The following is a 20,754-nucleotide window of genomic DNA, read 5'->3' on the forward strand; positions in this document are numbered from 1 at the left end:
CAATACATTCTTTTTCATTAATTTAGTTGCTGAATAATTAACAACCAAACATTCAAAAAATGAAAAAAACCCTTCAAAAAGTGGTGGCTTTAGCCACCCTATTCGCCTGTGCATTTCACTTAAATGCACAATCTATCTTAAAGGTTGGAGAAGAATTTGACGTAAATGTTGACTTAACTCAAAAAAAGTATCAGACATTAGTTCAACAGAAGCTCCAAGGAAAATCTACCAAAGATGGAACAAAAGCTCTAGTGTATGAAAAAGAATTCTTCTCTAAAAATGCTTCATACATCAAATTGTATTTTGAAAATTTTGATCTTGCTCCAGGAGATTACGTAGAAATTTCAGGCGCTAAAAGTAAAGAATCCATTCTTTATGGTGGAAAAGGAAAAATTATTGACCAAGAACTTAATATGATTAGTGATTTCTGGTCTAGAGTTATGCTAGATGATAAAGTAGTTGTAAAACTATACTCTTCTGGTAAAATAGGATCTCATAAAGGTTTTGAGATTAAAAAAGTAGCTTACGGATTTAGTGAAGAAAAAATCCAAAAACAATTGATGGCTGATCAACAACAACGTTCAATTTGTTCTGCTGATAACAAGGAAGCAATTGTTTGTTACAATGGAACTGAGATGTTTGAAAAAGCAAAAGCTGTATGTAGATTACTAATTGGTGGTAGCTCTTTATGTACCGGATGGTTATTAGGAAGCGAAGGTAACTTAATGACTAACAATCATTGCATTGGCTCTGCTTCTGCTGCACAAAATACTGATTACATGTTTAACTATCAACATTCAAATTGTGCAGGTACTAGTAATGCTACTACAGACGTAGTTGCTTCTTCTGCTACTTTTATTAAAACTAACTCAAGTTTAGATTACACGTTGGTTAAATTACCTGTAAACCCAACAAATACCTATGGATATTTAAGTTTAAGTTCTGCTATTCCAGCTGCTGGAGATAGAATTTATATTCCACAACATCCAGGAGGAAGAAGAAAAGAGATTTCTGTAAAAACGGACACAGATGCTACTGCTGGTGGTTTCTCTAGAGTATATCAAAGTTCATCAGGCTCTGGACAACAAGTTAGATATTATGCAGATACTGAAGGAGGAAGTTCAGGTTCTCCTGTTTTAGATTACAATTCTAATTTGGTAATTGCTATTCATAACACAGGTGGATGCCCTAATGGATCGTATGGTAGATGTGATAATTTAATTAATGCTATTGGCTCTGATATGCCTGCAAATGGTGTTGATGGTACTGGTGGTGGTGACCCTGATCCAACTGGGTGTAGTTCTACCGTAAGTTCTTTTCCTTACAATGAAAGTTTTGAGTCTAATGATGGTTGGACACAAGCTACTGGTGATGATGGAAATTGGGTTAGAGATGCTTCTGGAACTCCATCTTCAAACACAGGACCAAGCTCTGGGGCTAATGGTTCTTACTATATGTTCTTAGAAGCTTCTACAAACGGAAGTACTGGACAAATTGGTGCTAATGCTACCGCTATTTTAGAGAGTCCATGTTTCAACTTATCAGGTCAGTCTCAAGCTACTTTTAAGTTCCAAAATCATATGTATGGAACAAGTGTTGGTTCCTTAAAATTAGAAGCTTCTACTAATGAGGGTTCTTCTTGGACTTCTTTATGGTCTTTATCTGGAAATCAAGGGAATCAATGGAATGCTGTTTCTGTAAATTTAGCTTCGTATTTAGGACAAGCTAAATTAAAGTTACGTTTTGTTGGTACTACTGGATCAAGTTGGTCTAGTGATATTGCTATTGATGCTATTTCTTTAAGTACTGATGGTGGTGGTGATCCTGATCCAGGGTGTAGCACTTTAAACTTTAATGATTATACTATTACTTCTTTCTCTAATCAAGATTCTGCTGGAGATTATTCAGTAGGTAGTGGTGGTGCCTCTCTAAATTTAACTAACAATACTTGGAAATATATTTCATACAATTACACTGTAACTGCTAATACTGTTATTGAATTCCAGTTTAGTAGTACTTCAGAGGGAGAAATTCATGGAGTAGGTTTTGAAAATGATAATTCATTAACTTCATCTAGATATTTCAAAGTACATGGTACTCAAAACTATGGTGTTACTAACTTTGACAATTATGCTGGTGGTACCAAAACATATGTAATTCCAGTTGGAGATTCTTATACAGGTACTATGGATAGATTAGTATTTATAAATGATAATGATGCTGGTTCTGGAAATAATTCTACCTTCTCTAATGTAAAAATTTACGAAGGTTCTTGTACGCAATCTACTTTCGAGGTTGCTTCTTTTGGTACTAGAATTGACAGAATTGGTAATGAAGATGAAGGTTTATTCTCTTCACTTCAGTTAGCTCCAAACCCTATACAAAAAGGGAACTACTTAAAATTAGTTGGTCCTAGTAAGGATATTTCAGGAGCTAAATATTCAGTAATTAATATTCTTGGTCAAGTATTAGACAACGGTACTTTAAACAACAGTAAAGCTATCAATGTAAGCAAATTGAACACAGGAATTTATATTCTGAAATTAGAAAATGAGTTTACTAAAACAACCAAACGTTTTATTATAGAATAAAGCCCTATTTGAATTAAAAGAAAAAGCTCTCTTAACATATCAAGAGAGCTTTTGAATTTTGGATACTGCATTAAGTAATTACCTTTTACTCTCATAAACTTTATCTCTTCGGTCAATTTCAGCCAAAGGACTTCCTTTAAAAGTGTCGATATTTACAAATCCATTTTCTTTGGTAATCATAGAATCGACCTCTTTTACAGCTCCTCTTCTTACATTACCGTAATCGCCTGTAAGCTTTTTAGTAGCAGGGTCTAAATCTCCCCATAACTTATCGGGTTTACCATTATCTATGGGTTCTACATAATACGTTATGCCTGTAACTTTTGATTTTACTACAAATCTTCCCGTGTGGTCTGTTCCTTGTAAAAATCTTTGTAATACTTCTTGTCTCATCTTCTTCTATTTTTATTTAATAATTTATTCTTTTTCTTTTAAAATATTTTTCTTACTTATTTCTTAGCAATTCTCCCCTTTTTTACGACGTTTCTTTTCTTAATTACACAGCTCTTTTACTTCTAAGCGTGTTATTTTTTCTTCTTCTTTTTACAATTGTTTTTCTTTTTCTTAGGAACCTTCCTTTTTATACGATCTTTTGCACTATCTATAGTATACAAGTAGTCATTGTTATATGTATGTAGCTTTGCTTGTTTTAATGCTTCCAAGGCTTTTTTATACTTTTTCAACTGCTCATATAAATGTGCTTTGCCTACATAAAGAACTGCTTTATCTACTCCTTTTACAGTTAATGCAAATGCTATTAGTTTTTTAGCTTCTTCTATATCCTCATTCCATAACAGTACGTTGATATAGTGTGGATACACTTCAAAAGCATGCATATTTTCTGCTAAAGCTTCTGCATAATAGCCTTTAGCTTTTTCAAAATCTTTTAATACCTCAGCATGTATTCTTCCTAATAAAGTTAGTGCTGTTGTGTTTTTTTCATCATAAGACAATGCATAGTTTAAAGCTTCTACTGCTTCTTCCAAATCATACGGATATGCATCTAATGCCTTGAATATATAATTGTTTACTAATGTTGCCATTTTATTCTAATTGTTTTCGCAAGTCGTTTTTTAATTGACTTCGTTTTGATTTATAGTTTTTCTTTTTCTTTTGAACTTTAAAATCGGTTCCTGTAAATATTTTTATAGGATTCCCTCTTTGTAAGTTCAAATGGTTTTCCCATTCTTGTTTAACACTGTTTTGTAACTGTATTATGTTATGATTTGCTACTTGTTCTTTCAATCGTTGTATCGCTATTTTTTTATTTTGATGCTGCGATCTACTTTCTGAAACCAATACCTGAATCCCTGTTGGAACATGTTTTGCTCTTATTGCTGAACTTACTTTATTTACATGTTGTCCTCCGGAACCTGAACTTCTAATTGCTTGAAATTCGATATCTTTTTCTTGTATGGTTTGTTCTTTTATAAGTGGCAATTCAAAACAACCAATAAACCAGTTACTACGTTTGTGGTATTTTCTGAATGCAGATTTACCAATCCACTGAATAGTACCTAACCATTCTTTTAAAAAAGGAGTTAATTCTTTTCCTTTTAGTTGTAATGTTACGGACTGTATCGTACCATTTTCTACTCCATTTTCTTTTTGAAGAATAGTGTAGGCAATGTTATTTTCTATTAGTTTTTCAATGAACGTTTTTAAAACCTTGGCTACAACCCAAGTGCATTCCGCAGGACCACGGCCTGCGGTTAATTGTATTATTTTTATTTCCATTTTATGTTTAGCAGATATCAATTCAAATGATTTTAATCGAATGAGAATGAAACTTTATCAAACAATTCTATATCTTCTCGATACAAAATTTTTCTCCATTTCATTCTAAAAAATTTCACTCGAAGTGACAATATATTTCTGCTAGGGCATTTTAGATAACAATGGATTTCCTACTGGATTTTCTCCTTTTCCTAAGAGTTGTAAGGCTCCTTTTACCGCCCAACATTTATCACTAGAATGAATGTTTGAATAAAAGCTGAGTAATGTTTTTGGTTCTACAACGTTCCATCCATTTACTTGAACACTTTTTAGGTTTTTAGATTCAAAAAAATCAATAGTTACTCTTACTTCTTTTCCTGTGGGTAACCATGCTATTTTTTCATATCTCCTAAAGTTTTCATCACTTTGCAAACGGTCGTAACGTGTCCAAACTTTCTCAAATCCTTCTTCTAAAAGAATTTGCATTACAATCCCTACATTTTTAGGATTCACAAAGATGTCTATGTCTTTATGATCGTGTGCGTGTTTATATTCTTTATGATTCATTTCTGACATGAAATGCCATGCCCATCCTCCTGAAATGATAATCCATTGTTTTAATTTTTTTAATATTTCTAAACCTAATTCTATTCGGTAATCAGGCCACAATTCTCCGTATCTTTTTGTATTATGATTTGTTCTCATAGTTTTTTATGTTTTTAGCTAATTAGCCTTTGGCTGTTTGCTTTTAGTTTTTGGTTTTACTTTTGTCTTTATGGGTAAAAGAAGTAATCAGTTAGTCAACTAGCAGATTACTTCTTCTCTGCGTTTCACTCATCATAATGACGGTTATACTTTTTATATAGTTCTCGATACAATTTTTCTACGTTTTACTTCGAAAAATTACTCGAACAGACAGAAAATGGATTTAAGTTTTAAACTCATTGCTACATTATCCAACTTTCAAATTGTTACATTAACTACCTATCCATTCTCACAATCTTAGGCGTAAAAGTGCCAACTACCTCTACTAATTCTTGTTGGTTTGCCATTACTTTTTTGATGTTTTTATACGCCATTGGGGCTTCATCAACACCACCTCCAATTAAGGTTACTTCATTCCTATTTAATTGATGCTTGATATCGCTTTTTGTAAACTTCTCTTTGCATTTTCTTCTTGAATGTTTTCGTCCTGCTCCGTGTGATGCCGATTGTAAGCTTTCTTGATTTCCCAAGCCTCGAACAATATAACCTGGTGCTACCATAGATCCCGGAATAATTCCTAATTCGCCTTTACTAGCTGGTGTTGCTCCTTTTCTATGTACAATACGCTCTACACCGTTTACTTGCTCTTTCCATGCAAAATTGTGATGGTTTTCAATCATTGTTAAAGGTTTTACGCCTAACAATTTTGCAATTCGTTGGTGAATGTTATCATGACAAGCTTTGGCATAATCACCTGCTAAATTCATAGCCATCCAATATTCTTGTCCATCATGCGTATTCATATCCAACCACGCTAAATGTTGTACATTTTTTGGTAGCGGACATTGTTTACTTGCTAAATAAGTATAATGTTTGGCTATGTTTGCGCCTAAACCTCTACTTCCACTATGTGATAACAAGCCTACATACTCACCTACTGGTACATTAAATTCATTGTTCTCATCTGTTATGTTTACAATTCCAAATTCTACAAAATGGTTTCCGCCTCCTGAACTTCCTAATTGATTGTATGCTTTGGTTTTTAAACGTTTTATCAAAGGAATCTCTTTAAATTCAGCACGCTCAAATATTTCATGATCTTGTTTTTTAGCGTGTGTTTCATACATTCCAAACTTGGTATGTTCTGAAAGTATATTTACCATTTGGTGTTGCTTTCCTTTTATATAGGAAGCTTTCATTGGAAATATACTGAGTGCCATTCTACAGCCAATATCTAACCCAACTCCGTATGGAATTACTGCATTTTCTGTTGCTAAAACACCTCCAATGGGCAAACCGTATCCCGAGTGTGCGTCTGGCATTAATGCGCCTTGCACTGCTATTGGTAACTTTAAGGCGTCGTAAAGCTGATACTTAGCTTGGTCATCAATTTCATTTTCTCCATAAATTGAAAACGGTGCTCTTGTATTTCTTAATTGATGCATTTTAACTTCTACTGGTTTTATTAAACCTTCTGCAACTTTCCCCCATATCGCATTTCCTTCGTATTTTTTTGGATGAAGCAAAACGTCTTTGGTTTCTTCTAAAATGCGTTCTTTCTTTTCTTTTTTTCTATATCGGTTAATTTGCCCTAGAGCGATGTTTATACTATTGTTTTTTGGAAATCCTAAATTAATTAGGTCTTTTCCTTTTAGTTTTTTTCCCATTTTTTTAGTTTTAGGCTGTATGCTTTTAGCTATAGGCTTATAGCCTAAAGCATAATGCTTAAAGCGTACAGCTTTGCTGTATAATTGTCTCGGAAATTGAAAACTAAACGGTAATGTATAGCATAAAAAAATCCGAAACTTTAATTAGGCTTCGGACTTTTCATATAATTAGATAGTGTGTTCTATTTATAAATGAAGTCACGAAGCGGACATCTAAAAACTACTTGTTTTCCTGATGTGTAGATGTTTACTATTTTATCAAACATATTGTACTTCGTTTTTAATGGTATGTTTTAATTTCTTTTTTTCTTTTATATCAGCTAAACTCCCCTAGCTATTATAATAAAGTAATTAAAACGATACGTGTGTTTTGTTGCTTTATTGCGATGCAAAGATGTAAGGTATTTTTTAATTACGCAAGAAAAAAATGGGTTCATTTCACTGATTATCAGTTCTTTGCTTTGTTTTCAAGAAATAGAAATCCAGTCCGAATTTCTTCAGAGAAGTAACCTTTTGAGGTTTAGTTATGTAGTACTTTCCACTGATTTTGCAAAGACTTGCTTTTTTTCATAAAAAAAAGCGTCCAAATTTTAGAAACTTGGACGCTTTTTGTGATTTTATACTACAATAACCTATTTATAACCGCATAAAAATCGCCTTTGGGCGTCCGATATGTGTATAAATTGCTTTAGCATAGGTTATATTTTGTTTTTATATTAATAATTATTGACCGCAAATATGGTACTTTTATTCGGTTTTGCCTATTAGATTGATTTTAAATTATGAACAGCAATACCATTTCTAACTTAAACTTAAGTTACTTTATCATTTTTCTTATTCTACTGCAAGTCTAAACGTCATAGGGTATTACTTTTTATTGATTTCTTGTTCATTTTCTTTGCATGCTCAAAGAAAACGAACATTCAAACTTATGATTGTCAGTTTGAGTGTTTTTTATGAAGTGCTAACGGAATAAAAAATGTATCGAAAACAATTCAATTACTTCTCTATATTAGATTTCGACTCCGCTCAATCTGACATCTAACACAAATATCAAGTTTTAGAGTGCAAAATAATTAACCGATCGTATAAAGTGTTTTAACAACAAAAGTTTAAGTTCTTATAAAACATTGTGCTAACATCTTGTACAATTCGGGGTGTTTTCTTTTTAAGAGCATTGGTCTTTCAAAAAAGTATTCGGCTGCTACGGCAAAGAACTCTTCTTTAGAAGTACCTCCATAACTTCTAATATCTGAACGGTCTTTATTAATGGCTTCCATTTTTTCATATACCAAATCTAACCAAGCTGAAATATTTTCGTTTTGTAATAGTGCTTCTGGTACACCATCTATACTACCGTCTAACTTATCCAATAAATGTACAAACTCGTGAATACCTGTGTTTCCTTTATCGGTTTTGTTAGCAAATCCATGGTGTAAAGCCCTTCTTGATAGAATCATTTTATTGTCAAAAGCACCGTTTCCTACCAAACCGCCTATGTTTTTGTTTTTTGCTTTGGCCTTATAGTCTAAATCTTCATTAAAATAATCAGGATAAATAATCACTTTTTTAATATTGGGATAGTTCCAATTATCAAATCCAAAGACAGGAATCACCGCACTGGAAGCGACTAACAAAATATCTAAATCTTCCAGCTCAAAGTCAACTGGATGAATGGTTACATAGGATAAAAAGGCTTGCATTCTTTTTTTAAAGTGTATGCGGTCTTCTTTATTTAATCGTTTGTAAAAAAGTACGTGTTCTTCTAATAAAGCTTCCCAATGTTTAGGTATTGGTATATGTGCTACTTCAACTTTTCTTTTAGAGGTATCATTTGTATAAACAATATAACCTACTACTGTTAGTATAATGAGTATGTATATCAAAATGGGAAAGCTTTAGTTTGTTTTTAATGTTATATTATGAGTATTATTTTCGTATAAATTTTACTGTTCTCTGTGCATTTTTTTATTCCGTTAGCACCTCATAAAAAACACTCGAACCGACATGTTCAAAAAAATATATTCATATATCATACTACACTTCTTTTCTTATTCTTAAGTAGCAAAAGTAGTTATTAAAACCACTTTTACTAACATATATAAGTTTTACCTTACTATTCTGGTTCAGCTTTCCATTGTCTTATTCTTACAGAATAAAAAGCAATGCTTATTATCCATAAAACTAAAACTAACTCTCCACTATACATATCTAACCACTCCATAAATGGGGGTTTTACTTCAAGTTCCAACCCTCTTATGTACTTACGATACAAACTTATTCCTAAACCTATTATAATTGGAATTACAAAAAGCGCTAGCGAAAATAAAATTGCCGTAATTAGTTTCCTCCATTTTAGCGCAAAACTTATTAAGGATAGTATTACAATTAATATGCATATAGAAAGTAAAATTATACTCTCTGAAGAATAATTGCTCATTGAAAAACTATATCTAGAAACGTATGTACTTATAAAAATTGTAAAGATTAACACTATACTTCCAGCTACAAAACTTAGTAATAGCGTTTTTATATTGGTTACTTTAAAAAGAAACAGTAATAAACCAAGAATAAAAGCAAAAATAATGTGAACATAAAAAAGTTCTTTTGGAGTACTTCTAAAATAGGCACTATGAATATTTTTAAACAAAGCATCGACTTCTCCTAAATCACAATAAGGGATACTAGTAACCCCTAATGGTTCAGTATATCCTTTTCTTGTTTTTAAAATTTTCTGATACCTTGGTGCTAATCTATTTACCTCATCAATATCAGGTTTTGAATCAAAAATAAATTCTCTTATGGTATAGTTTTCATTGTCCAATAACTGATACCAATCTTCAACATTTAAATTGTTTTTTATTTTATATTTCTCTGCTAGTTTAAGAAACGTGTTTAAATTTTCTTTGATTGCTTTTTCATCTTTATCATATAATATTTTCTCATAGTATTTCAACCTCTTTTGTAACGCTAACGAGTCTTGACCATAACCATACAATGTTCCTGAATAGTTAAATAAAGTTGGTTCTATATGGCTTTTGTATTTAGATACATCTTTAACAATCCTATACTTAAAATTATTTTCTTCTTCTAAAAGTTCTTCTTCTAAACTTAGATTTGTATCTAGTTTTTCTTCTTTGATCAAGTTTTTATCCAATTCATAAAATTGATAATACTTGTTCTCATGTTTTATGAATGCTTTGGTAGTATCTACATCATACCCTAAGTTACTACGTGAGTCATCTACCGTATATAAAGGGAAAGGTTTAGGGTATTGTTTATTTTCTATAGCATACTTTCTACTCTTTTGAATTAAAAACAATGCAGTTGTATTAAACGCTTTAATGTCTTTATCTACTAGCTTCCAATCATAATCTTGTTTAATTCTTACTGTTAGCCCTTTTCTAAAAGAATAATACTGAGTTATATTTAAAAAAAAGATGAACACCATTATACCAAACTGTATAAACAATGTTCCTTTTTTAAGTTGGTAAAAGCTTTTAAATGCATTGTTTTTTAGGTAGTACACTATCCAAATAAGTAGGATTATAATAGAAAACAAGATGCTTACAAATACCACAGAGGTATCTGTATAAAAAGACTCTAAACTATAATGTTGAGAAATATCTTCTTGAGTATTTACGGTAAAATACCCTACCATAAAAAACAGTAGGTGTAAGCCAGCGCCTACCAATACCATCCAAAGAAGTCTGGTATTCCAAATGAGTGGATAATGTTCTAGTAAATATTTATTTATTTTTTTTACAAGGTTCATGAGCAATAGGTTTTTAATATACAAAATAACGACGGGTAGATGCTGAGATGTCTCTAATATACTTTATACTAAAGTTAGCCTTAGCTATTTTTAAAAGTAGGTCATTAAAAGTAGTGGGTTCCTTAAAGTATAAAATGTACACTCCTCCATTGAATTCCACTTTTTGCAGGTTTATTTCTTTGAATAGTTCTTCAATACTTTCTCTAGTATTTTCAGTATCTAGCTCCACTATTAAGCTGCCATCTTCTTCTGCTTTTTCAAGAGCTTCGGATGGTTTTCCGTCTCTTAAATATATTACCTCATCAGATATTTTTTCTACTTCGTACAATTGTTGTGATGAAAATACCATGGCTATGGGGTTTGCATGTGATTTTGCTAACATTTTTAAGTCTTCAAGAATCACTTGCTGTGCTAAAATATCAAGGTTTGCTAGGGGTTCATCTAACAAAATAATTTCTGGACGTCTTAATAAGGTTCTTGCCAGTTCAAAACGCATTTTATATCCTGACGATAATTCTTTCCATTTTAACTTTCTGTATTTCCATAAACCAAATCTAGCAATCATCATTAGTACTAGCAATTCATTTTTTTCTCCTTTTACACCATGGTGTGCCAGTGCAAATTTTAAATTGTCTATAACGCTTCCATACCAAACGTCTGTTCTTTGTGGTATATAAACTAGCTTTGATTTTAAATCAAATGCATCTTTGCTTTCTGTTAAAAAGTTATAGGTTAATTTTCCTGATGTGGTTTTTATTAATGAGGCTAATATGGTAAGTAATGTGGTTTTTCCGTTACCGTTTTCTCCTACCAAACCATAAATGCCTCCTTTTTTTAATTGAATATTAATAGGGCCTAATGCAAATTTGCTGTTTCTATATGCTTTACTAAGGTTTTGTCCGTTTAATATTTCTTCTCCTAAAAGTGCAGAGGTTTCTACGGGTATGGTTTTTAAAAAGGCTGCGTATTTTTCTATTCTTGAAAGTAAAGTAGCTTTTTCTTCTGTGCTTTCATAAGTTTCTACAAATTGTATGGTTTCTTTAAAAACTTCTGTGGCATCTGTGTTTAATGCAGCATCTAACAAAGTTCTATATCCTAAAGAATGGTCTCCTCTTTTAAAGTAAGATACTCCTTCATTTATAAGTGCTTCTTGCTTACTTAACATAACTGATATTTTGATTGTTGCAATTTATTTTCCGTGGCAAATGTAGTATTTCTATTCGTATTAAAAAAGTATGACTATTCGCTACTGTTAAACTTTATAAATGGTGAAACACTTTAATAAAAATTGTTATGAAATAAAAAAAGTAAGTGTTTCTTTATATTGTTTATTCACGAATAGTCATAAAAAGGTGCAGTTTCAATTAGAAATTAATCATTAAATTTTATACATCATCTGTTGGATCTTCATCAGGTTCTGCACCACCTGTATTGTTCTTGCTTCTATTGTCTACTACTTGGTTGTATTTACTGGTTAATACATCTATTTGTGCTACAAATTCTGCATATAAAGCATTATCTGATAAGATGGCATGTGCTTGAATTCTTTTTATTAATTCTTTATAAGTCGCCTTACCTTCATCTCTTAAACCGGGTACATTTTGCAATGGGTTTGCAGCACTTTCTTTTACTCTTTCTAAATACTTTTTTTCAAACTCGCTATTTTTTTGCTTTAACTCCACCAGCCAATCACTAGCATCTAAGGTGGCTATAGCCGCCGTAAGTTCTGCACTTGCTTCAATATCTTTAACTATACTACTAATAATAGCGGTTTCTTCTTGGTAACTTTTTTTGGTAATATCTTTACCATATATATCAATGGCTTTGGTTATAGCAGTACCTGCTGCTTCTAACACTTCATTATAATGGTATGTGTAGGTAATGGCTAACTTCCGTATTCCTACAATGGCACGGTCTCTTTTAGTATCTAACGCTTCTACTTCTGGCGTCATTTCGCTTGCTTTGGATTGTTTATAAGCGGCATCAACACTGTTGGTAATTTCTGTAAGTGTGTTTACGTAGGTTTTGAGTTGTAAGGCTTCTGTGTCTTCATTGTTTAACAGGCTTATTACATCTCTCATGTACTGAATATACTCACCATGACGGTAACGATTTAGATATAGATTTATCATAACATTGATTTTTAAAAATGTTTATTAATTTTTTTTTTTTTGAAGAATATAGCAACTTATATATTCATAGACGGTTCTAAAGTAATCAATTAAAACCTACCGAACAATACCTATTTTACTCTTTATTAAATTTTTAACATTTATTGGCACCGCCAAAGGGTATAATACTCCGAAGGCTTGCCTCGAAATTAAACCTACCATCCTATTAAACACCTAACAAACTCACTACCAGGTAGTTTACCATCCTTTTTTGAAGGCGATTTTTTTGTAGTTTTATCCCCGACGCTCGGAACTGCCTTTGTTGGTATAACAGAGGTGTCAGCGAGCTTCGGAAATGGTTCTGCAACTTTGCAGAGGCTTCCCCGAGCTTCGGAGATGGTTCTGCGCTGTAAAAAAAGCTTCCCCGAACTTCGGGGAACGTTCTGTTCTCTCAACAGAGGTGTCAGCGAACTTCGGGGAAGCTTCTGTTTTTGTTTTTTGAAGCAATTAAAAAAACTCATAAGCACCTACATATCAATACATTTTTATAATATTTATTATTAAGAATAGTTTAAAAAATTATTGCCTTTTATAAAAACAGGATATACTTTACTGAATACTCAAAGATTAAACTTATTTTAGCCTAAAAAATAATTAAAATGAATTTGAAATCTTTTCTTTTCGGCAGTATCTCTTTTATCAAGAAAATATCTTTAATTAAAAGAATCCTTGCTTTTGTTGTTCTTCCTTTCTTATTGGTTAAGTTTTACAATGATTATCAGTTTAATAAACAGAATAAAGTTATACAAACTGTTTCTTTAAACTCTCTTACAGATGACACTAGTTTACCTGACTATTTTAAACTTAATAACTATTATATTGATACCAAAGTTCCTTTGGCTGTACATAAGATTCGTAAAAAAAATAAGCATAGTCATTTTATCCTTCCATTGGTAAAAGAGAAAAATAGTACACAAGTAATAGCTTTTGTTAAAGATTATAAAACAAGAAAGATTGATGCTTACAGTATTGACCTTATAAGAAATGAACTAAATAATGGTAAAAACTCGTTTGAAAAATTAGAAAGTAGCCTTTCTGAAGCTGAGAAAAATCACTTTACCCAAAATGGATATGCACTTTCTAAAAATATTCCTGTTATACAAACTTCTTCTCCTACTAAATTTGGTGCTTTTCAAATAGTATTTGTGGTACTATCTTTCATAGTATTCATTCTTATTCTACTGTCTTTTATTCCTTTTAGTCTTCTTAACAAACTATTTGATAGATATACAGGCATTGACTACACCTTTGGATTTAAGAAAATTAAGAAGGTACTTACTGCTGTAGAAAATGGAAATTATGAAAAAGCGGATACTCTATTGCAAACGTTGAGTTTGGATGAAAAAACACAAGCTATTGAAGCTTTAAGTTTGATGGTAAGTGACTCTAAATTTGAAAAGTGGCGTAACAATGGTAGAGACTCTAATTTATTTAAAATTACAAATGCCAGTAGATTATTGCATGAGGCTTGGGAGAAAAGAGGGTATAAATTTGCTAACGAGACTGATGAAAGTAATTTTATTGCTTTTAAAGAGGCTATAAACAAAATACCTAGTAAGTTACAACAGGTACAAGGGCATTTGAAACCTCTAGCTTTAAATTTATTGATTAAAACCTATAAAGGCATTGGAGATCCAGATACTTGTTTAAAATATTTTAATGAATGTACTTTAAATAACCCTACCTATATTGCTCCTCACCTATCTTATCAGAGTGTTATTTTACCAAAATGGTATGGTGATGATGAAACGGTACATAATTTTACTAAAGAGCATTCTAAAAAGGAAAAGTTATTGAACTATTTATTAAACAGTGCTTTAGTTCATGAGAATGAAGACCATTATGAAATTAATAACTTTCTCATTAGCAACCACAATGAAGTAAAAAGTCTTAAAAAAGACAACCCATATATATACATATTATATAATTATATGTACCTCTTAGCTTCGGAGGTTGAGAATAAAAAGCTTTTTAAATTTTACGATAAAAAATTAAATAATTATTTATCTACTTCATTGTACCCTCCGTTACGATCTGAACAGGAAATAGAAGAAAAGTTAGGGTAAACCTTTTGAGTAATATGCATACTTACAATATTTAGGAATTATTTTCATAATCTACAAAAGGCTCAACAAAACCTATAAATTCAAGATTATTCTTTTTCCATCTTGCCCCGTGTCCTGAAGCAATGCGTACTTCGTAAATGAGTTCGTGCTTGTAATGATAAAATACATTCCACCATGTTTTATGAGTTAGTATTTGAGTTACTAACTGCCTTACATGGTTTTCTTTTTGTTGGGGTGATCCTTTTACTTGTCCCCAAAAGCTATTGGTGCTTCGCTCTGCATGTTTTTCAAAGGCTCTTACTGCTTTGGTTACATGCGTATTATAGGCTGTAAAACTTGCTTTGCAAACAGTTTCATTTACTGGTGGTAGTCCTTTTTCGTTTCTTATTGTAGCTGGAGTGAGTCGTTGTCCTAATACCATAAGAAAGTTTTCAATACTTGTTTTTTGAAAATTGTTTGCCACCTCAACAAAGGGATTCTCTTTTTTAAAAAAGGAATAGGAGTCGTAAATCTGTTTTCTGTCTAGTATTACTTCTTCTTCAAATGTAGGTTGAGTGAACTTAGTAAGGTACTCTGGATTTACCCAATAAGTTGCTATGTTATTGGCAAATTCTTGTAAATGTTCTGTTGTACATTTTAGAATAAAATGTTCCTTTTTTTGTTGTTGGCAGTGTTCTTGTATTTGTAATAACTGATGGTATATTTTTTCTTTTTGCATTTTATTCTATTTTTTGTTACTCAATTCAAGGAGATGAATCCCCTTGGTTTCTCTAGCATTACCTAGTAATTAAACAGGGGTAGTTTTTAGGTAACAACGCTTCTACTAAATTAAACCAGTGGTTTACTCGGTCTAGAATCCATGCGTCTGATGTTATGGCTATTGATTGGCTCTTGGCTATTATTTTATCTGGATTATTTTCTAATTGTATTTCCCAATGGTAGCCTTGTTCTGCGGCATAAGCTCCTAATTTGGTTTTCATGCGTCCACTATTAGAAACAGGCTTGTCAAATATCCATGTTACTTTGCTTACTTTTTGTTCTTGCAAAAATGCTCCTATCATTTGTAGGGCTTCTTCGGTTTGATTGACGCTTTTATAAGTTCCGTGTAATGAGGATAAATCACGATAGGCTCCGTCTTTTCCTTGGAATAAATAGGCTTCTGACAACATGCTTTCTAAAAGAATTATTTGATTGAATCCGTCAATGATTACTTCTTTGTTTGCTAATTGTTCTTGGGTCAACTTTTTTTCGGTTCTATTTTTTACTGCCGTTACTCCTGCTGCCATCCCTTTAATGGCTTGTTGTTGGCGTTTATTGAGCTTATACCTGTTTCCTACTAATTCACAGGAAGAGAATTCTCCGTAGCCTCTTTCTAATAGGAAAGACATATCATACACGGCTTCTTTTATTTTTCGCTGCATAAAGTCTTGTCCGAATAGTTTCTCGTCTTTTCCTTCTTTTCCTCTGTTTTTAGGCATGTTGTTGATTTTTAAAATCTCACAGGTAAAATTTACTTTACCCATGAGATGATAACTAAATTTAGTATTCCCACCATAATGTTTTTCTATATAGTGGAAACTCTATTTCTTTTCCTTTTAGCTGTTCTTTTAAAACTATTTTACATTTTGTTCTGTATTGTTGTCTTAAAAATCTTCTATACTCCCAAGTATTACTTTTCCAATAAATTTTTGCTGATTTTGTACGTTTCTTTCTCTTATGAGACTTTTTGAAATTGTAATACTTCTTATTACTGTACGATTTCATTTTGTATTAAGTTATTATTAAAAACTTAATACAGCGTTCCTTTTTTGATTTGCATTTACTTTATATTTTATCTAATTCCTATTATTCCTTTCAAAAAACCTAATACCTTACTTAATAAACTTTTATCTTGTTTTTTTGTAACAACAATAGGTTTTTCAATTTTAATTTCCCTTTTTTCTTTTTTTATTACACAATTTAAAAAATCATTCCAATCTTCAGTTCTCTTATATAAATTGAACTTCAATATTACTTTTTTTGAAAAGTCTTTTGCTCTAGTTATTGCTTCTTCATCCGTTAAATGATTATAATAGTACCATTCTGATTCCATACGATCATTCAACATATAAAATTCCATTAAAATATCATAGACATAATCTGTTTTTATATTTAGTTTAGACAAATTATCTATTAAATTTAAAGTTTCTTTATCATTAATAGAAGTTGATAAACTTAAACACAGAGCATATATTTCGTAACATAAAAGTTCATCCTCTCCACTTTTATCTTTAATTAAGTTAAGTAAGTATTTCTTATAATTTGATTTTTTATAATTAATATCTACCAAATCAAACAACAACGATTCACTATTTATCTCATTTTTTTCTACTAACTGATATAGGTACTTTTCAAAAGCATCTACATCAATTTTATCTATTAGAAGCTCAAATGCTTTTTGTTTTAACTCTTGTTCTAGCCTTTTCATATCTTAATTACCATAATGGTTTTAAAGAAACCTTACTCATATCTATTCCTATAAATCTCGGTGTCCAGCAATCAGCTACTAAAACTCCTACTTCATAATTACATTTAGGACAAAGTTGATTTAAACCATCTAAACCAGAAGATCCACAACAGCCTTGAAGCCTTACACTTTTATGATGATCTTTCAATTTCATACTGTTACTATTTATTAAATAATCTATCTCTAAATCTTCAAAGTTCCAGACATCTTTATTCACTATATATTTTCCTTCAGGAATTAAATCACACTCATCTGCATAAATAACTTCCCTATTTTTAGCTTCATTTAATCCCTCTACTAATAACTCATTACATTTTTTACAATACAATTCCATAGTCTATTCATTTTTATTCTTTCTTTTTTGTCTTCTCTTACGTCTCCACGGTGCATTCTTTTGCCAGTCTCCTGCCATAATACAACCATAAGGCATTACTTCGTCAATTACTTCTCCCAAACCGTATTCAGACATTTGGCTTCTTACTGTTTCAGCATTTTTATATGCCGATGGTAACTCCGTAATATCAATTTCATTAGAGAAGAAACGTACATCTAATCCTTCCGTTTCTGCTGCAAAGATTTCTTCAAAAGTCCCTGTTTTACTTTTTCTATGTTGTGTTCTACTTATATTTCTTCCTGCTCCATGTGGGGCAAACCCTAAATTATTTTCAGTTGTTTTTCCTTCTACTATTAACACAGGTTCACTCATATTTAACGGAATTAAACGTGGTCCAGTAATATCTGGCATAAACTTAGGATCTAATGGTGTTGCACCTTTGGCATGGTAAAACAAATCTCCGTCTTTAAACACAAAATTATGCTCATTCCAAAATCTATTTTCTTTCTCTATTCCTAACTTTTCTAAAGTAGCATCATGTAAAACCTCATGGTTTTTCTTTGTCCACTTTCTTATAATCTGTAAAGCTTCCCAATAGTTTTGTCCTTCTTCCGTATCAAAAGGAATCCAAGCATTCTGCTTTAAGGTTTCTGGAGATAATTCTTTTCTAAAACGTTCTGCCATTTGCATTCCTTTATCATATAAGTTAGCACCAAATCCTCTACTTCCATGATGGGTAACTAACATAGTATTTCCTGTTTTTTTAGAAGTTCCTACAAACAAAAAGTGATTTCCATCTCCTTGTGTTCCTAAGTGAGAACGTGCTACTCCAACGGCTTTTTGATTGTTTAAATATGGATTGGCTTCTATTTCTGCTAACAAATCCATAGGAAATTTAAATTGCGTATATCTATCTCTTCCTCCTGGACCAAAATGGGTTATACTATGTGCAGCATCTAATACTTCCTTTGGATTTGCTTTTCCAAAGTCTGTTAACATTACAGAACAACAAATATCCGCACTATGCATTCCTGGATGAATGGCATTTTTGGCCACTGCTATACCTCCTACAGGAATGGTTCCTGCTGGTCCAGTTGGACAGGCATCTGGCATAATAGCTCCGTTAACTAAGGTTGGTGTTTTCATTAACACTTCCATAGAAGTTACCACCTTAGTTACATTATCTTTCTCTAATTCGTTTTCTGCTTTAATGTTAATCTTAAAGTCTGCTGGTTTTTCTAATAATGAAACTTCTGGCGCTGGTTTATACTGCGCCAAGTATTCCACTATTTCTTCTTTGGTTAAATCTCTAGAATTGATATACTCCATTGCTTCTGGAAACCATTTTCCTGATTTAAACCCCATTTCGATTAGCATTTTTCCGTTAATTTTCATTTCTCTTACTTTTTAAATTATTATACTTTTTTCATAACATCTTTCCCACTTGGACGACGTTTTTTTCTTAATCACGTTGCAAATATTACACGGTGCTGCGCAATCTTTTTGCGTTGCAGAATTTATTTTCTATTTTTATCAAAATTTTTCGCATGAATTTAGAAAATCGTTTTAAAAATCTTATTACTAGCTACTCCAATACAGCAAGCTTAACGGAAGAGTTATGGAATGTACTCCTTAAAAAATATACGGAACCTCATAGAGCTTACCATAATTTTAAGCATTTAGAAGAATTGTTTAAATATTTTGATGTGCATCAAAACTCATTAGAACATCCAGATATAGTTGCTTTTTCTATATTTTATCATGATGTAATTTATAACATCTGGAAAAAGGATAATGAGGAAAAGAGTGCCGAGTTAGCTACTACTGAATTGACCAAGCTAAATCTACCTTTTGTAAATAGTGTTGCGCAGCAAATTATAGCGACCAAAACACACCATGCTACTGATAATGATACTAAATATTTAGTGGATTTTGATTTGGCTATTTTGGGTCAATCAGAAAAAACATATCAACACTACACACAATTGATTAGGAAAGAGTATAAACTAGTTCCTTCTTTACTTTATAAAAGTGGTAGAAAAAAAGTGCTTGCCCATTTTTTAAACAAATCATCTATTTATGCTACGGACAGGTTTAGAAATTTATACGAAGTACAGGCTAGGGAAAATTTAACAACTGAATTAAACACTTTATAAATGGCTTCTAACAAAAACGCACTCATTCGTTATAAGACAATTGACCAATGTTTACGCAATACCATGCGCAAATGGACTTTGGATGATTTAATTGAGGCCTGTTCTGATGCTTTGTATGAATATGAAGGTAAAGATGTGTATGTAAGCAAACGTACGGTTCAGCTAGACATTCAACACATGCGTAGCGATAAATTAGGATACAATGCGCCTATTGAAGTTTATAACAGGAAGTACTATAAATATTCAGAAGAAGATTATAGTATTAAAAACATTCCCGTAACGGATGCCGATGTAAAGGTTATGAACGAAGCGATTGAGGTATTACGCCAGTTTAAAGATTTTTCACTTTTTAAAGAAATGGATGGTGTGTTACAGCGTTTAGAAGATTCAGTGTACTCTTCTAAAAAAGACAATAGAGCCATTATTCATTTAGATAAAAATGAGCGCTTAAAAGGTTTGCATCATATAGATGCCTTGTACAATGCCATTCAAAAGAAAAAAGTTTTAAAAATAACCTATCAATCGTTTAAGGCAAAGAATGCTTCCGACATGGTGATTCATCCGCAGTTGATAAAAGAATACAACAATCGATGGTTTTTACTGGCTTTTGTTAAAGGAAAAGACATCACACTGGCTTTGGATAGAATGTTGCATATTGAAATAGCCGAGGATGTAGTATACATGGATTATAATATTGATGGAGATGTGTTTTATAAGGATGTAGTTGGCGCTACAGTACCGAACACTCGCCCAGAAAGAATTCAGTTTTGGATTGAAAAAAAACATGCTCCGTATGTAATTACGAAACCTTTTCACAGGTCACAACGATTGATAAAACATACTGATGACGGTGTAATTTTTAACATTTTTGTAAAGATGAATTTTGAACTGGAACGTTTGATTTTAGGGTATGGCGATGCTATTGAAATATTAAAACCAGCACGTCTTAGAAAACAAATTCAACGTAAATTACATATGGCTATTCATAATTATAGTTCTAATACTGATAGTGAACAGTAAACCACCTTGAGCTTACCCTCTATGACGTCAACTATAAATTCTTGTTT

General features: G+C 31.8%; 19 protein-coding genes. 4 read left to right on the forward strand and 15 right to left on the reverse strand.

What is annotated here, in order from left to right; translation table 11 throughout:
* The first annotated feature begins 59 nt into the window (after positions 1-59).
* On the forward strand, positions 60-2,591 hold the full coding sequence (locus ABNT65_RS12945; protein ID WP_348746010.1) for a trypsin-like peptidase domain-containing protein: 2,532 nt from the start codon (positions 60-62) through the stop codon (positions 2,589-2,591).
* 78 nt (positions 2,592-2,669) lie between these two features.
* On the opposite strand, the gene ABNT65_RS12950 is transcribed toward ABNT65_RS12945, so the two are convergent.
* The 9 genes from ABNT65_RS12950 to ABNT65_RS12990 form a co-directional block, all read right to left on the reverse strand.
* Complete coding sequence (locus ABNT65_RS12950) at positions 2,670-2,984, reverse strand: hypothetical protein (RefSeq protein ID WP_348739605.1); 315 nt, start codon at positions 2,982-2,984, stop codon at positions 2,670-2,672.
* A gap of 131 nt (positions 2,985-3,115) precedes the next feature.
* Positions 3,116-3,634, reverse strand: coding sequence for a hypothetical protein (locus ABNT65_RS12955; RefSeq protein WP_348739606.1), 519 nt, complete (start codon positions 3,632-3,634; stop codon positions 3,116-3,118).
* Between the two features lies 1 nt (position 3,635).
* Positions 3,636-4,328: a peptide chain release factor H gene (gene prfH / locus ABNT65_RS12960; RefSeq protein WP_348746011.1), complete on the reverse strand. Its 693-nt coding sequence runs from the start codon at positions 4,326-4,328 to the stop codon at positions 3,636-3,638.
* Positions 4,329-4,469: 141 nt separating this feature from the next.
* Entirely contained in the window at positions 4,470-5,012 is a 543-nt protein-coding gene (locus tag ABNT65_RS12965) for a hypothetical protein (RefSeq protein ID WP_348746012.1), read from the reverse strand.
* A gap of 275 nt (positions 5,013-5,287) precedes the next feature.
* Positions 5,288-6,679, reverse strand: coding sequence for an RtcB family protein (locus tag ABNT65_RS12970; protein WP_348746013.1), 1,392 nt, complete (start codon positions 6,677-6,679; stop codon positions 5,288-5,290).
* A 1,112-nt stretch (positions 6,680-7,791) separates the two neighbouring features.
* On the reverse strand, positions 7,792-8,565 hold the full coding sequence (locus ABNT65_RS12975) for a M90 family metallopeptidase (RefSeq protein WP_348746014.1): 774 nt from the start codon (positions 8,563-8,565) through the stop codon (positions 7,792-7,794).
* 230 nt (positions 8,566-8,795) lie between these two features.
* Entirely contained in the window at positions 8,796-10,454 is a 1,659-nt protein-coding gene (locus ABNT65_RS12980) for a hypothetical protein (RefSeq protein ID WP_348746015.1), read from the reverse strand.
* A 13-nt stretch (positions 10,455-10,467) separates the two neighbouring features.
* Entirely contained in the window at positions 10,468-11,619 is a 1,152-nt protein-coding gene (locus ABNT65_RS12985) for an ABC transporter ATP-binding protein (RefSeq protein WP_348746016.1), read from the reverse strand.
* A gap of 220 nt (positions 11,620-11,839) precedes the next feature.
* Positions 11,840-12,586: a DUF6261 family protein gene (locus ABNT65_RS12990; RefSeq protein ID WP_348746017.1), complete on the reverse strand. Its 747-nt coding sequence runs from the start codon at positions 12,584-12,586 to the stop codon at positions 11,840-11,842.
* 638 nt (positions 12,587-13,224) lie between these two features.
* On the opposite strand from ABNT65_RS12990, the gene ABNT65_RS12995 reads away from it, so the two are divergent.
* On the forward strand, positions 13,225-14,691 hold the full coding sequence (locus ABNT65_RS12995; protein WP_348746018.1) for a hypothetical protein: 1,467 nt from the start codon (positions 13,225-13,227) through the stop codon (positions 14,689-14,691).
* A gap of 31 nt (positions 14,692-14,722) precedes the next feature.
* Here ABNT65_RS12995 and ABNT65_RS13000 read toward each other — a convergent pair whose 3' ends face one another.
* From ABNT65_RS13000 to ABNT65_RS13025, 6 genes are all read right to left on the reverse strand, one after another.
* Entirely contained in the window at positions 14,723-15,409 is a 687-nt protein-coding gene (locus ABNT65_RS13000; protein WP_348746019.1) for a hypothetical protein, read from the reverse strand.
* A 58-nt stretch (positions 15,410-15,467) separates the two neighbouring features.
* Positions 15,468-16,169 (reverse strand): DUF434 domain-containing protein, encoded by a 702-nt coding sequence (locus ABNT65_RS13005; protein ID WP_348746020.1) that lies wholly within the window; start codon positions 16,167-16,169, stop codon positions 15,468-15,470.
* Positions 16,170-16,230: 61 nt separating this feature from the next.
* Positions 16,231-16,455 (reverse strand): hypothetical protein, encoded by a 225-nt coding sequence (locus ABNT65_RS13010; protein ID WP_348703567.1) that lies wholly within the window; start codon positions 16,453-16,455, stop codon positions 16,231-16,233.
* Between the two features lie 67 nt (positions 16,456-16,522).
* Positions 16,523-17,158, reverse strand: a complete 636-nt coding sequence (locus ABNT65_RS13015) for a hypothetical protein (RefSeq protein ID WP_348746021.1) — start codon at positions 17,156-17,158, stop codon at positions 16,523-16,525.
* Positions 17,159-17,165: 7 nt separating this feature from the next.
* Positions 17,166-17,531 carry a hypothetical protein gene (locus tag ABNT65_RS13020; protein WP_348746022.1) on the reverse strand — a complete coding sequence of 122 codons (366 nt, stop codon included), beginning with the start codon at positions 17,529-17,531 and terminating at the stop codon, positions 17,166-17,168.
* A gap of 3 nt (positions 17,532-17,534) precedes the next feature.
* Positions 17,535-18,926 (reverse strand): RtcB family protein, encoded by a 1,392-nt coding sequence (locus ABNT65_RS13025; protein WP_348746023.1) that lies wholly within the window; start codon positions 18,924-18,926, stop codon positions 17,535-17,537.
* A 152-nt stretch (positions 18,927-19,078) separates the two neighbouring features.
* Between ABNT65_RS13025 and ABNT65_RS13030 the strand changes: the two genes are divergently transcribed.
* Both ABNT65_RS13030 and ABNT65_RS13035 read left to right on the forward strand, forming a co-directional pair.
* Complete coding sequence (locus tag ABNT65_RS13030; protein ID WP_348746024.1) at positions 19,079-19,687, forward strand: hypothetical protein; 609 nt, start codon at positions 19,079-19,081, stop codon at positions 19,685-19,687.
* Positions 19,688-20,707, forward strand: a complete 1,020-nt coding sequence (locus ABNT65_RS13035) for a WYL domain-containing protein (protein ID WP_348746025.1) — start codon at positions 19,688-19,690, stop codon at positions 20,705-20,707.
* The last annotated feature ends 47 nt before the right edge of the window (positions 20,708-20,754 follow it).

This window comes from Tenacibaculum sp. 190524A02b (assembly GCF_964036645.1).
GTDB classification, from domain to species: Bacteria; Bacteroidota; Bacteroidia; order Flavobacteriales; family Flavobacteriaceae; genus Polaribacter; species Polaribacter vairaonense.

What these genes read in the sequence shown, in the direction of transcription:
- ABNT65_RS12945 (WP_348746010.1), top strand. Translation starts at nt 60, where the DNA reads ATGAAAAAAACCCTTCAAAAAGTGGTGGCTTTAGCCACCCTATTCGCC.
- ABNT65_RS12950 (WP_348739605.1), bottom strand. Translation starts at nt 2,984, where the DNA reads ATGAGACAAGAAGTATTACAAAGATTTTTACAAGGAACAGACCACACG.
- ABNT65_RS12955 (WP_348739606.1), bottom strand. Translation starts at nt 3,634, where the DNA reads ATGGCAACATTAGTAAACAATTATATATTCAAGGCATTAGATGCATAT.
- prfH (WP_348746011.1), bottom strand. Translation starts at nt 4,328, where the DNA reads ATGGAAATAAAAATAATACAATTAACCGCAGGCCGTGGTCCTGCGGAA.
- ABNT65_RS12965 (WP_348746012.1), bottom strand. Translation starts at nt 5,012, where the DNA reads ATGAGAACAAATCATAATACAAAAAGATACGGAGAATTGTGGCCTGAT.
- ABNT65_RS12970 (WP_348746013.1), bottom strand. Translation starts at nt 6,679, where the DNA reads ATGGGAAAAAAACTAAAAGGAAAAGACCTAATTAATTTAGGATTTCCA.
- ABNT65_RS12980 (WP_348746015.1), bottom strand. Translation starts at nt 10,454, where the DNA reads ATGAACCTTGTAAAAAAAATAAATAAATATTTACTAGAACATTATCCA.
- ABNT65_RS12985 (WP_348746016.1), bottom strand. Translation starts at nt 11,619, where the DNA reads ATGTTAAGTAAGCAAGAAGCACTTATAAATGAAGGAGTATCTTACTTT.
- ABNT65_RS12990 (WP_348746017.1), bottom strand. Translation starts at nt 12,586, where the DNA reads ATGATAAATCTATATCTAAATCGTTACCGTCATGGTGAGTATATTCAG.
- ABNT65_RS12995 (WP_348746018.1), top strand. Translation starts at nt 13,225, where the DNA reads ATGAATTTGAAATCTTTTCTTTTCGGCAGTATCTCTTTTATCAAGAAA.
- ABNT65_RS13000 (WP_348746019.1), bottom strand. Translation starts at nt 15,409, where the DNA reads ATGCAAAAAGAAAAAATATACCATCAGTTATTACAAATACAAGAACAC.
- ABNT65_RS13005 (WP_348746020.1), bottom strand. Translation starts at nt 16,169, where the DNA reads ATGCCTAAAAACAGAGGAAAAGAAGGAAAAGACGAGAAACTATTCGGA.
- ABNT65_RS13010 (WP_348703567.1), bottom strand. Translation starts at nt 16,455, where the DNA reads ATGAAATCGTACAGTAATAAGAAGTATTACAATTTCAAAAAGTCTCAT.
- ABNT65_RS13015 (WP_348746021.1), bottom strand. Translation starts at nt 17,158, where the DNA reads ATGAAAAGGCTAGAACAAGAGTTAAAACAAAAAGCATTTGAGCTTCTA.
- ABNT65_RS13020 (WP_348746022.1), bottom strand. Translation starts at nt 17,531, where the DNA reads ATGGAATTGTATTGTAAAAAATGTAATGAGTTATTAGTAGAGGGATTA.
- ABNT65_RS13025 (WP_348746023.1), bottom strand. Translation starts at nt 18,926, where the DNA reads ATGAAAATTAACGGAAAAATGCTAATCGAAATGGGGTTTAAATCAGGA.
- ABNT65_RS13030 (WP_348746024.1), top strand. Translation starts at nt 19,079, where the DNA reads ATGAATTTAGAAAATCGTTTTAAAAATCTTATTACTAGCTACTCCAAT.
- ABNT65_RS13035 (WP_348746025.1), top strand. Translation starts at nt 19,688, where the DNA reads ATGGCTTCTAACAAAAACGCACTCATTCGTTATAAGACAATTGACCAA.